The 13,150-nt window shown below is 43.0% G+C and carries 9 protein-coding genes; 3 read left to right on the top strand and 6 right to left on the bottom strand.

What is annotated here, in order from left to right; genetic code table 11:
- Nucleotides 1-132: 132 nt before the first annotated feature.
- From pdxH to cysS, 5 genes are all read right to left on the bottom strand, one after another.
- A complete protein-coding gene (gene pdxH / locus AAEY88_RS00325; RefSeq protein WP_350560359.1) occupies nt 133-795 on the bottom strand; it encodes a pyridoxamine 5'-phosphate oxidase in 663 nt (220 codons plus the stop codon).
- 106 nt (nt 796-901) lie between these two features.
- Nucleotides 902-2,275: a phosphoglucosamine mutase gene (gene glmM / locus AAEY88_RS00320; RefSeq protein ID WP_350557571.1), complete on the bottom strand. Its 1,374-nt coding sequence runs from the start codon at nt 2,273-2,275 to the stop codon at nt 902-904.
- 176 nt (nt 2,276-2,451) lie between these two features.
- Nucleotides 2,452-3,924 (bottom strand): IMP dehydrogenase, encoded by a 1,473-nt coding sequence (gene guaB / locus AAEY88_RS00315; protein ID WP_350557569.1) that lies wholly within the window; start codon nt 3,922-3,924, stop codon nt 2,452-2,454.
- Between the two features lie 342 nt (nt 3,925-4,266).
- Nucleotides 4,267-6,321, bottom strand: a complete 2,055-nt coding sequence (locus AAEY88_RS00310; RefSeq protein WP_350557567.1) for a mechanosensitive ion channel family protein — start codon at nt 6,319-6,321, stop codon at nt 4,267-4,269.
- Between the two features lie 197 nt (nt 6,322-6,518).
- Nucleotides 6,519-7,982, bottom strand: a complete 1,464-nt coding sequence (gene cysS, locus AAEY88_RS00305) for a cysteine--tRNA ligase (protein ID WP_350557565.1) — start codon at nt 7,980-7,982, stop codon at nt 6,519-6,521.
- A 263-nt stretch (nt 7,983-8,245) separates the two neighbouring features.
- Between cysS and AAEY88_RS00300 the strand changes: the two genes are divergently transcribed.
- A complete protein-coding gene (locus AAEY88_RS00300) occupies nt 8,246-8,896 on the top strand; it encodes a cob(I)yrinic acid a,c-diamide adenosyltransferase (protein ID WP_350557563.1) in 651 nt (216 codons plus the stop codon).
- Between the two features lie 110 nt (nt 8,897-9,006).
- Here AAEY88_RS00300 and AAEY88_RS00295 read toward each other — a convergent pair whose 3' ends face one another.
- Nucleotides 9,007-9,990: a hypothetical protein gene (locus tag AAEY88_RS00295; RefSeq protein WP_350557561.1), complete on the bottom strand. Its 984-nt coding sequence runs from the start codon at nt 9,988-9,990 to the stop codon at nt 9,007-9,009.
- Between the two features lie 387 nt (nt 9,991-10,377).
- Here AAEY88_RS00295 and AAEY88_RS00290 point away from each other — a divergent pair, with 387 nt between their 5' ends.
- Together AAEY88_RS00290 and AAEY88_RS00285 are read left to right on the top strand one after the other, a co-directional pair.
- On the top strand, nt 10,378-11,220 hold the full coding sequence (locus AAEY88_RS00290; protein ID WP_350557559.1) for a glycerophosphodiester phosphodiesterase: 843 nt from the start codon (nt 10,378-10,380) through the stop codon (nt 11,218-11,220).
- 574 nt (nt 11,221-11,794) lie between these two features.
- Entirely contained in the window at nt 11,795-12,979 is a 1,185-nt protein-coding gene (locus AAEY88_RS00285) for a fatty acid desaturase (protein WP_350560357.1), read from the top strand.
- Nucleotides 12,980-13,150 lie beyond the last annotated feature (171 nt).

Below are 13,150 nucleotides of genomic sequence, written 5' to 3'. Positions count from 1 at the left end.
TACTAAGATTTACCAAAAAAAACCACTCTAAGTATCACCATAAATGTGACGACTTGAGTGGCTTTTGTGTGCAACTTAGTAATTAATTGTTTGTACTTATATTCAAATAAACATCATCGTTTTTATAACTAGTTATGGCAATAAACGCTTGGTGTGCCAGTTTGCAACATTGTCACTACTTTCATTATCGTCACGGCTATACACAATACGGTCGTGCATCCGATTGGCGCGACCTTGCCAAAACTCAATTTCATTTACCTTAATCTCATAGCCGCCCCAAAACTCTGGGGTTGGCACTGCTGCATTTTCTGGATAATCAGCTTGCAGTTGGTCAAAGGTTTGCTCCATGACCTCGCGATTGGCAACTTCGCCGCTTTGTGGTTGACTAACCCACGCTCCTACTTGGCTGTCATGCGGACGCTTCTGAAAATAAGCCGCAGACTTATCGGCATCTATTTTAGCGATACTACCGCTGATACGAATTTGACGTTCAAGCTCATGCCAAAAGAACAATACCTCCGCATTGGGGTTTTCAGCGATATCTTGGCCTTTAGCGCTTTCATAATTGGTATAGAAAACGATACCCGTTTCAGTAATTTCACGCATCAATACAATGCGCACGCTGGGTTTATTATCGGCGCCGCAAGTGGCCAAACTCATGGCATAAGGTTCTTGTACTTGCTGCTCTGTTGCCTCAGCAATCCAGCCCTTCAATAGCTCGAATGGAGACGCTGGCACTGACTGCTGATCTAAGCTGCCTTTTTCATAAGATAAGCGCTGATCGGTAAAATCCATGCTCATAACTGTTCCTTATTGCCGTTGTCTTATTTTAAATGGCTTGTTTATAGTATAAAGTGCCTATTAAAGGAATTATTAATAAAGTAACTATTAGACTTACCTATCAGCCCAGTACCGCCTTGATATGATCAGCCAAATCATTGGCCATGACATCACATTCTATTTCATCATCGGACTCGACCATGACTCGAATCATAGGCTCAGTACCTGACTGGCGAATAAGCAAGCGACCACGGCCCTCCAAGGTAGCGCGCGCTTTATCAAAAGCGGTAACCAGCTCTTTATAATTATAAGGGTCTTGCATTTTTGTTAGGCGTATATTGACTAGTTTTTGTGGCAAGACATCAAAGCCTTCAGTCAACTCACTCAGCGCTTTATTCCGCGCTTGCATCACTGCCAATACTTGTAGACTGGCAATAATCGCATCACCAGTGCGGCTTTTATCCAAACATAATATATGCCCTGAAGGCTCGCCGCCCAATATCCAATTTCTTGCTTCAAGCGCTTGCATCACGTAGCGGTCGCCAACTTTTGCACGGGTGAATTCAATCCCTTCTGCTTGTAGTGCTAGCTCTAAACCCATATTGCTCATCAATGTACCCGCCACGCCAGCTGCTCGTGTTCGACCTTGGGTTGCTAATACGTACAAGATACCATCGCCATCGACTAGTTTTCCTGTTTCATCTACCATAACGATACGATCTCCATCACCATCGAGAGCTATACCTACATCAGCACTATGATCTAAAACCGCTTGCTGTAGCGCTTCAGGATGAGTAGAACCACACTCATCATTAATGTTGATACCATTCGGAGTATTGTTAATAGCAATGACATTAGCCCCAAGCTCACGCAACACTCTTGGTGCGACACTGTAACCTGCACCGTTAGCGCAATCTACCACCACGGTCAGATGATCTAAATCATATTGGTAAGGAAAGCTGCCTTTACAGAACTCAATATAGCGCCCTTTAGCATCATTAATCCGGTGATTTTTACCTAATTTTGCAGGATCATTTATAGACATTAATGGGCTATCTTCGGTACTACTTTCCGCGCTCATGATAGCTTTTAATTTATCATTAATGGCATTTTGCATGTCGTCAGTGATCTTTTTGCCATCTGCTGAAAACAGTTTAATGCCATTATCATAATACGGATTGTGCGAGGCTGAAATCACAACGCCGGCGTCAGCATGAAAGCTGCGGGTCAAATGAGCAATAGCAGGCGTCGGTAGCGGGCCCAATATATGGACATCTACCCCTGCCGCATTAAAGCCAGCTTGCAGCGCGCCCTCAATGACGTAGCCCGAAAGCCGAGTGTCTTTACCAATAACCACACTGGGTTTACGCGCTGGATTGTCATTATTCTCTACGAGCACCTGTCCAGTCACATAACCTAATTTTAGAATAAAATCAGGGGTGATAGGCAGTTGACCAAATTTTCCACGAATACCATCAGTACCAAAGTAGCTCATTATAGTTATATCCTTATATTAAATGCTAAAAATAAAAGGCCAGCCTTACACGACGGTAAGAGGGTCTCTTACTGTCTTATTTTACAAAAAAGACAGCCAACAATGAACGAGCATTGTTGGCTGTTTGTATCTTGAGATCATTATCTTATAAATACTCACGTTTTTAACGCTGTTGTTTAGTTGATGCGATAGTTCGGTGCTTCTTTGGTAATTTGGACGTCATGAACATGTGATTCTTTCATACCAGCGGAGGTCACTTTAATGAACTGTGGTTTGCTACGCATGTCTTCGATAGTGGCACAACCGGTATAACCCATTGATGAGCGTAGGCCACCAACCAATTGATTAACAATACCGGCTACTGGGCCTTTGTAAGGAACACGGCCTTCGATACCTTCGGGAACCAGTTTTTCAACCCCATCTTTGGCATCTTGGAAGTAGCGGTCTGAAGAGCCATTGTCGCCTGACATTGCCCCTAAGCTACCCATACCACGATAGGCTTTATAATAGCGACCTTGGAAAAGCTCAACGTCACCAGGCGCTTCTTCGGTACCAGCCATCAATGAGCCTACCATGATGCACGACGCCCCAGCAGCAATCGCTTTTGCGATATCACCTGAAAAGCGAATACCGCCATCAGCAATCAAGGGAATACTGTTTTGCAGCGCACTGGCGACATTATCAATAGCTGATATTTGCGGCACCCCAATACCAGCAATAATACGGGTGGTACAAATGGAGCCAGGGCCAATACCGACTTTTACGGCATCAGCGCCGGCATCACGTAGGGCTTTAGCAGCATCGCCAGTTGCAATATTGCCACCGATAACTTGAATATGTGGGAAAGATTTTTTGATCCAAGCCACTTTATCGATAACACCTTTTGAATGACCATGCGCGGTGTCAACCACGATAACATCTACATCAGCCGCGACTAATGCTTCAACACGCGCTTGGGTATCTGCGCCGGTACCAACAGCCGCGCCAACTCGCAAGCGACCTTGCTCGTCTTTACAAGCATTGGGGTTATTTTCAGCTTTTGCAAAGTCGTTAACCGTAATCAGGCCACGCAAACGAAAATCATCATCAATAACCACTACTTTTTCGATACGATGCTCATGTAATAGCTTTTTAATATTTTCGTTACTTTCACCTTCGTGCACGGTGACTAGCTGCTCTTTTGGGGTCATGATATGACCCACTGGCAAGGAGAGATTGGTCTCAAAGCGCCAATCGCGGTGAGTGACAATACCCACTACTTTATCAGTGCCCTTCTCAACTACCGGTACCCCTGAAATATTGTTATCTTGGGTCAATTGTAGTAAGTCGCCAATGGTCATCTCTGGATGTACAGTGATAGGGTCAACCACCGTACCGGCTTCAAACTTCTTAACGCGGCGTACTTGGGTGGCTTGTTTAACGATGTCCATACTTTTGTGCAAAATACCCATACCGCCCAGTTGCGCCATAGTAATCGCCATCTCAGACTCAGTGACCGTATCCATAGCAGCAGAAATAATAGGCAAGTTGAGGGTGATATTTTTGGTCAAACGGGTAGACAGATCGGCAGTTTTTGGCAAGACTTCAGAATAGGCTGGTAACAATAAAACGTCATCAAAGGTGAAGGCTTCATCGACAATTCGTAACATACATACCCCTAGCAGTGGTTATTTTGATGGGTGGGAGCTCAGTATTAAGGACCTCAATCAACAGTTTGGCAGCCAGCAAACGCTAAATACAGACGCTTACTCGACTCAAATACTACGCTAATAATTGATCAATAGTACGGTGATGCAAATGTAGCATCGACCTTCGCTTAATAAATCAGTTATCCCTTAAAAATAACGCCACATTATAACAAATAAGCTAGCATATCGCATGATATATTTGTCAGCTTAGTTTACGGCTAGTTATCTATACTTACCATAAATTTGCCTATGAGGCGATTTATTATGAGGAGATAACTATTCCTAAAAAATATAAACTCCGATCTATTTAATGTTGTTTTGAAAGGTGAAGCGCTCGGTTGGCAGATAAGATTTTTGTTCTTGATAAATATAACTGAGCATCTGCTCGCGTACCGCGCATTCTAGTGTCCAGGCACTCAAAGGACCATCAGACGCCAGACTACCGCGTAGCTTAGTGGCATTTTCACTGACCGACACCGCGAATAGCTCAGGCTCTGTTTCACCATCCCACAGTTTGTGCGCCTTAACCACCTCGATATATTTTTGTCTAATGGCATCAATATCAGCGCCATAATCGACATATAAGTACACCGCACAGGTCTGATGCACATCAGTATGCGACCAGTTTTCAATAACTTCCGTAATAAGATAGCGCATCGGTACAATTAAGCGGCGCTCATCCCAAGTATTAAGCACTGCATAGGTATAGCGCAAGTCCTCAATCGTCGTCCACTCCCCTTCCATTATTACTGTATCGCCAATGCGTACTGGCTGAGTGAGTGCCACCTGTATACCCGCAATAATATTACCCAAGCTAGGCTGAGCAGCAATACCAATCACTACACCAGCAATACCTGCTGAGGTCAATAAGGTCTTGCCTAGCCCTTGAACGTTGGTAAATTCACTAAGACCGATCCAAAAACTGCCGAGAATCATGACAAAGATAAACAACCGCCGAAATACAGATACATAAGTACGGCGTCGGCGCACTTTATCGAACTGCTCTTCAGCTAAATTTTCAATTTGCAAATCTTGATAACGATTGGCAAAAAAATTAATGACCCGAATACCCAGCCACATAGCACTAAATACCAAACCAATCCAGACAATAGGTCGAGTCGATGATGCCACCGCATCTATATAAGGAAAGCCGCCGGATACTAAGGTAAATACTAATGAAAAACTGATGGTAAACGTCAATGGCACGGTCAGCTTACTGACTAAGTCCGCCACGCTGTTACTGCTGCCAACGTAGAGACTAAAGTTTTGATCGCTGGCATACCAGTTGATAATTTTTTCGGTGCCTTTACTCAGTAACCAACCCAACCCCATGGTCAACAAGAAAAATAAAACTAACGCTAAAAGTTCCCATAAAGCAATGCCAAAAAATCGCAGCGTAAGCCAAGTAGGTAGAAAACGCTCAAACTGCGTGGGATGATACTGCTCATAAAGGTTGTCGATCTTGCCAACCGTTTGTGCCGAAAACACCCAAAGCGGCGCATTATCGTCGACCCGTACCCGCTGTAAATAAATAGGCACACGGCGTTCACGATAATCCATGTAGCCAAGTTGAATGGAACGTCTGGGAATGCCCATTACGCTGCTGTTGTTGCCAATGGACGGCTCAATTAAACCATCAGGACGATCGGGCAATTCATTAAAAACATAGAGCTTCTTTTTAGTTAATAAAAAATCAAGGCGCTTAGATAGCTCAAGTGACCGGCTGCGCTGCAATTCCTTATCTATCAAGTTCATGTTCAGTGCATAGGCGGCCAAATCAAACTGTTGTTTCATAATTGCCGATTGAAAGAATTCTAAAGTTGCCAATGGTGTAGATAGGTTAGCTGGCTTAGACAATGGTGGCAAACCACTATTGAGCTCAGTTAATGGATAGTAGCTTTCGTTATACTCTCCAGTTAAACCCTCATCTCCTTGCAAATATCCTGCTTGCGGCACCGCTGTTTGTTTTAACGGATTGACCAGCTCCTTGGTAATCTCTGAGGGGCTAAAGCCTTTTTCTTTGATAATGTCGAGTTTCTGCGCAGCATAATCAACCAAGTTATCGGGTTTATCTTTTGTTTGTGTTGGCGGATTACGTTGCTCACTGTCATTAGTTGCACCATAGGCAGGTATATAAAACAGGCCAAGCAATATAACTACTAAGCCAAATATTAACGTTAGGCCGTTGCTGCCATGACTGGTGCTGTCATGACTGATAGTGTCATCATTGCTGCTGTCATCATTGATAATGTCGTTAGTGCAGCGGACATAATGATCCTCAAGCGCGCCGTTGAAATCAGAGCGATGAGTGCTGCTACGGTTAGAATTAGACGTTATGGATTTATGAGAAATTTGCATACGATAAAGTTTTTTGGTCTGAATATTAAGCCAATTTAAAACAGTCCACACAAAAAAGCCAGCGTAAGCTGACCAAAAGCGGGTCATTAGCAAGCACATTTATTCATTTTAGACCTTATAATCTCACTAATGACACGCCCTGATTTATTGGTACTTATATTTAATGACAAAAGTACTGGCTTTAATGACGGGTAATCCTAAGCACGGCGCCATGTGGTACCAGTACGGCTATCTTCAAGCTCAATTCCGGCATCTTTCAATTGCACACGTATTTCATCAGCACGGGCAAAGTTTTTGTTGGTTTTGGCATCGGCACGTTCAATAATTAAGTTATCAATAGTGTCATCGTTAAAGCCATCGTCTTGCGCTTCACCAATCACTGATTGCAAAAACTGCGACCCCGGTTGCTGTAATATATTGAGTGCCTGTGCCAATGCTTTTAGCTGCTGTGCCAATTGCCACGCCTTATCTACTTCCTCTGCCTTAATCGCTTTATTGATATCACGTGCCAGCCCAAATAGCACACTAGTAGCTGCTGAGGTATTAAAGTCATCGTTCATCGCTGCAATAAAGTCTTGTCCTGCAGCGCTGGTGTAAGCCACATTAACCAACTCATCATTATTAATCTCTAATGTCTGCCCTTGGTGTTGCTCTGCAATTTTTAGGGCATGATATAGTCTGCTTAGGCTATTATGTGCTTCGTCTAAGGCCACATCTGAGAAGTTTACTTGGCTGCGATAATGGCTGGACAATAGAAAGTAACGCACGGTTTCAGGATGATATTTTGCCATCACATCGCGAATGGTGAAGAAATTGCCCAAAGATTTAGACATCTTTTCACCATCGACATTGATAAAGCCCACATGCATCCAATTGCGCGCATATTCACAACCCGTACTGGCCTCAGACTGGGCAATTTCGTTTTCATGATGTGGAAACTGCAAATCGTGACCGCCGCCATGAATATCAAAGGTATTGCCTAGGCATTTAGTCGCCATTGCCGAGCATTCAATATGCCAGCCCGGACGACCTTGACCCCAAGGTGACGCCCATTGTGGCTCACCAGGTTTGGCCGCTTTCCATAATACAAAATCAAAGGGGTTGCGTTTATCGTTTTCAACGTCTACCCGCGAGCCAGCTTGCATCTCATCCAAATTACGCTTCGATAATTTGCCATAATCAGTAAAGCTATCGACCGCATAATAGACATCGCCCTTATTACCAGCATAGGCGTAGTCGCCAGTAACTAGCGTTTCAATAATATGCTGCATCTCATCAATATAGTCAGTAGCACGAGGCTCCTGATTAGGGGGTATGCACCCTAATGCCAGCTCATCTTCATGCATAGCCGTAATAAAACGCTCGGTCAACTCATTAATAGGTTCATTATTCTCTGCTGCGCGGTTAATAATCTTGTCATCAATGTCGGTGATATTACGTACATAATTGACTTCATAGCCCAATTGGCGTAACCAGCGCGAAATAACATCATAAGCAACCATAATTCGAGCATGACCAATATGACAATAATCATATATTGTCATCCCGCACACATACATGCCTACTTGCCCCTTAATAAGCGGTTTAAACGTTTGCTTACTTCCAGTTAGTGAATCATAAATCACAAGCTGAGACATGGCGTCGGTAAGAGGTGTGGTCATAATGGAATAGCCTTTTGAATAAAAATGAATCGAAAATAAATAGAAAAATAGCGCAAAAAATAGATAACTATGGTTTGTCAGTATTTTTAGGTTAATATCTAGAAACCCTTAAACTGACCGTAACACAACCACCAACCCTTTATCTTAGCGAAAACAGCCATAAAATACTACAATGGACGCACAATCCATACAGGTGCAGTAATAAATACTAAATTTTAAACCCTTACTTATCAACATAAGCACCAACACAATAAGGAAGTACCATGAGCAATCGTTTAAGCAAAATTTATACCCGTACCGGAGATGATGGTAGCACCGGCATGGCAGATGGCAGCCGCGTTAGTAAGGCGGATAACTTGTTCAGCGTGATGGGTGATGTCGATGAGCTCAACTCGCACATTGGGCTGGTACGCGCGCAACTGGCACAAGCAATCACAGCCTCTAATACTGGAGTAACAGACGATAGCCAAAAGCTGCCTGAACGTCTACACCAACAAGCAGATATGGATTTTGGCCAAGCATTGGTTATTATTCAACATCTATTGTTTAACCTGGGTGGTGAGCTTTCTATGCCAGAATATGAAGGTGTAAATGCCAGCCATATTGATTGGTTAGAGCAGCAAATTGATGCGATGAATACCACCTTGCCGCCGTTAAAAGACTTCATTTTGCCGACAGGCTCAGTATTGGTCAGTCAGCTGCATGTGGCGCGGTGTGTCTGCCGCCGTGCCGAACGTCAAGCGGTACTATTACAACAACAGCGCCCGCAAGCGATTCGGAGTACCGCGGTTAGCTTGGTTAATCGCTTATCTGATTGGCTATTTGTCGCCGCACGTTTCTGTACCGATCCTGAGCAAGTATCAGAAGTATTATGGGACAGCCAAGTGCTACAAAAATTCGTGGATAATGAATAGCGTAGAGTGCGCAATTTAAATATAGATATCTAAACGCAAACCGCCCGTAACTTTATAAAATTACGGGCGGTTTTTTATAACACGTCTTAAATTAAGAACCAAGTAAACATTTAGTAAATGGCGCTGTCATCTTCAATAATCACCATATCGATACTGTCATCTTTAGGGACAAGTATCGGCGATGTTGTGTTGCTAGCGGGCGCTTTATTGTTAGTATTAGGCGTCGCTTCCACTTGGCTATCACTCTGATCGCTGTTTTCATTGCCGTCTAGATTAATCGTTGGTGGCGTAGCAGGTTCAACTGGGCGAACGGGCTCAGTTGGCGTCACAGGTTTTGGCGTGGGCGGACGAACAGGCTTATTCTGGTTGCTTTTTTGATTGTTACTTTCAGTAGGTTCACGGCGACGTGGGCGTTCTTCGGCTGAACGCTGGACATCCATAGCCGACTTGAATACAGAGCCTGCCATAACATCGGCAACCGCAGTGATCAGTGCCGGTTGTCCAGCAATGCGCACCTGAACTTGACCATTTTGGACGCCAACGACATACGTAAACGACTCATCGACCAGCATATTATTATTAATGCGAATATTGTCTTGAGCCAAGCGCGTTTGCAAGCTTGGCTGGTTATTGGCCGCTGTTATTTGGCTCGCTTGATACAAATCTTCACTTGGTAAGGTCATGCTGACGCTAGCTTGACAAGTCGTTAGCCCATTAGCATTGGCTTCTTGTAAGACCGTAGCATTTTGTACGTCAATTAAAATACCATTAACCTTATCACTAACCGTACCGCTATTTAGGCTGATCTCTGCATTATTAGCATAGTTGGCAACTAGATTCTGGGCTTGCTGATTGAGCGTATTTTTTAAGGCATTTTTAAGACGATCTTGTACCATAGGATCATCACAATTGAAGGCTGGAGCTACCGCACCCTCATTAACAATCGGCTGTTCAGTCGTTACATCTGCAGTCTCGACGCTATCTTCTGTATCGTCTGAACGGCTACACCCAGCAACCGCTAAACCGCATATCACACTGATACCGGCAATTTTTTGCCATTTCATCCATTTTTTATTCACTACGCTCATATTCATCTTGCTCCGAATTACTGATTCGCACCACTGCCGATGACTATATTTGCCATCTATATCGCCATGAAGGCACGATCGTCATAAATATTAGATTTTAAAATCACGCCATTATACGAGGTTTGTAAGCGATGGTCATTAGTGTAAACCCTTGATATACAAATAAAAGCTATTGGTCAAATAAAAATCTATTTTTAATTGTCCAATATAACAAATGGCAATACTAATATGAGACTCAATGAGTTCTTGCCTACGCTGAATTTTAGCTAAGCAACAAGTAATTAAACTAATGGTCAATGTAATATATTGTCCGTACATTTTTCATAAACCATTTTACAAAACTTTGCGAGACTGTCTATTATTGAGCCAAGAAATAATTGATAATAAACGACTATGATAAACCTCGGAAAGACACGACTTCTTGGTCATCGCGGTGCACGCAGTGAAGCGTTTGAAAATACTTTATTTGGTTTTCAGCATGCACATAGCTTACAGCCACGCGGTTTGGCAGGTGTAGAATTTGATGTACAACTGACATCAGATGGACATTTAATCATTTTTCATGATGATACGCTACAGCGCTTATGTGGCTTGCAAGCACGTGTTGATCAGCTCAGCCTAACTGAGATCCAGCGACATCTGCAGTCTGGACATCATATTATTACGCTTGATATGCTGTCGCAGACCTTGCCCTTACCAATGCAATTATTATCTCAAACGTCGCAGAAGCAGGCGCTTGATAGTTTGTTTGGACTATCTAACCATACCGTATCAAAGACTAGGGGTTTAGAGACAACAGCCCAAGCGCTGGCTCAATTTACCCATATTGAGCTAGAGATTAAAACGCATGATCGTACTAATTACTCCAAGTTAATTCGGGCACTAACCTACTACTTGATTGATACCCCACTCGCCAGCCTTCCTATTGTCCTTACCAGTTTTGATGTGCAGCTTTTGGCTCGACTGCAACGTGATACGCTATTGTCTCATATTCCGCGTGGTTTATTGGTACGTACGCCACAATTGTTAAGCGCGGCACCCAATACGGCATTGCAACTCGGTTGCACCCATCTTGGGGTTTATCATCCACTACTCACTCAGTCAATGATCCAATATTGTCATCGCTATGGACTGCCAGTGAGTGCTTGGACAGTAAATGATATTGAACAAATCAAACAATTGGTACAGTGGCAAGTTGATGTCATCATTACCGACATTCCCACTCAGCTGTTATAAGAACTGTGCATCATTGCGCGTTTGGTATTTCCTTCACGGTGATTAACGTGCTCCTATTGTTTAGATTAAACTGAGCTTAAATGATATTAACTCTACCTCTATTTATGCTTTAAACCTTGCATATAGCACCTCTCAAATTCAACCCGACTTTTAACATAAAGTGGCTACGGCTTACATTTTTACTCAATTCCTGATAGCTATCATGGTATTGACAGAATAATATTCTATAATTCATACAAGTTATTGTTATTTAGTAAGATTTTTATAGTGCATGAGTGTTCACTTTCTTATGTTTTTACTGTAATATAGAGGCTTGAATTAATACCGTTAGGGATATTATATGATTGCAAAAAAAGCAATGGGCTTACCGCTTAAAGGCTTACGTTTGGCTATCAAATCTGGTGACACACTCATACAGACTGCTGGCACTCAAGCATTGCGTTTTAAGACGTGGTTTGATGATAGCAAAGCAGACGGAGCGCTCGATGAGCAGCCTACCGCAACACGCGGCTATATAAAAAATGCGTCTACTGATGCTTCGGACAATAAGGCTGCCGTTTCTATAGATGAGCCTATGGATATCCGTGAACTTGAGTTCAAAAAAGCTCCCATTAACTGGATACCAGCGACCATCTTAGTAGCAACCCCAATTGCTGCCGCAGTCATTACTCCCTGGTACTTGTTCACCCATCAAGTCAGCGCACCCGTCTGGGGCGTATTTGGTGCTTTTATGGTATGGACGGGCATCAGCATTACTGCAGGCTACCATCGTTTGCTATCACATCGTGCCTATAAAGCACACCCAGTGGTCAAAAACTTCTTATTGCTTGGTTCTACCTTAGCTGTACAAGGTTCAGCGTTTGACTGGGTTTCTGGTCACCGTAGCCATCACCGTCATGTCGATGATCGCATGGATGACCCGTATTCACCGAAGCGTGGCTTCTTCTTCAGTCATATCGGTTGGATGCTGCGTAACTATCCGAGCGGCAAATTTGACTATAAAAATATTCCGGATTTGACCAAAGATAGAGTGCTCCAAATTCAGCATAAATACTATGGTCTTTGGGTCTTAGCAGCAAACGTTGGCTTAGTAGCCGCTGTGGGTTGGTTAATTGGTGATGTTTGGGGTACCTTAGTACTGGCCGGGCTATTGCGTTTGGTCTTAACCCACCACTTTACTTTCTTTATTAACTCTTTATGTCATATGTTTGGTTCACGTCCTTATACTGACACCAACACCGCCCGTGATAACTTTATCTTAGCCATCTTTACTTGGGGCGAGGGTTATCATAACTATCATCACTTCTTCCAATACGACTATCGTAATGGAGTGAAATGGTGGCAATATGACCCAACCAAATGGTTGATTGCTGGTTTATCTAAAGTCGGCTTAACTACCGATTTGCGTACCATTGATGATACAACAATCAAACATGCTGAAGTACAGATGCAATTTAAACAAGCACAGCAGCAGATTGAGTCAGTAACCGCAGGCGGCCTTGATATCCCTCATGCGATGCAAAGTTTCCAAGATCGTATCAAGTTTGAATTCGAAGCTTTCACTCAAACAGTAGAAGAATGGCAAGCATTAAAAGCCAAAGCCATTGAGATGAAAAAGAACGAATTTGCTGATCGTTTACATGAAGTTGATGATAAGCTTAAACATGAATACGTTAAGATTGAACAAAAAATTCATGAGCATAACGATAACTTAAAAATAGCCTTCCGCTCTATTGGCTATAACAGTAAAGCGGCTTAATCAACATTGATTAGATGCTAATTTAGACCTTTTATTATGACGTTTCTCCTTCCCCCTATCTGTAATAGACAGGGGGATTTTTTTGGGTTAAATTTTAGTTAATACCTATTAGATTAGAAATAAATTACAGGACATTGACAGAGCACTCAGGTGCAGCATTGGGGCTATGTT

Source organism: Psychrobacter sp. CAL346-MNA-CIBAN-0220 (assembly GCF_040309805.1).
GTDB lineage: Bacteria > Pseudomonadota > Gammaproteobacteria > Pseudomonadales > Moraxellaceae > Psychrobacter.
This window is presented reverse-complemented; position numbering and strand designations above follow the sequence as displayed.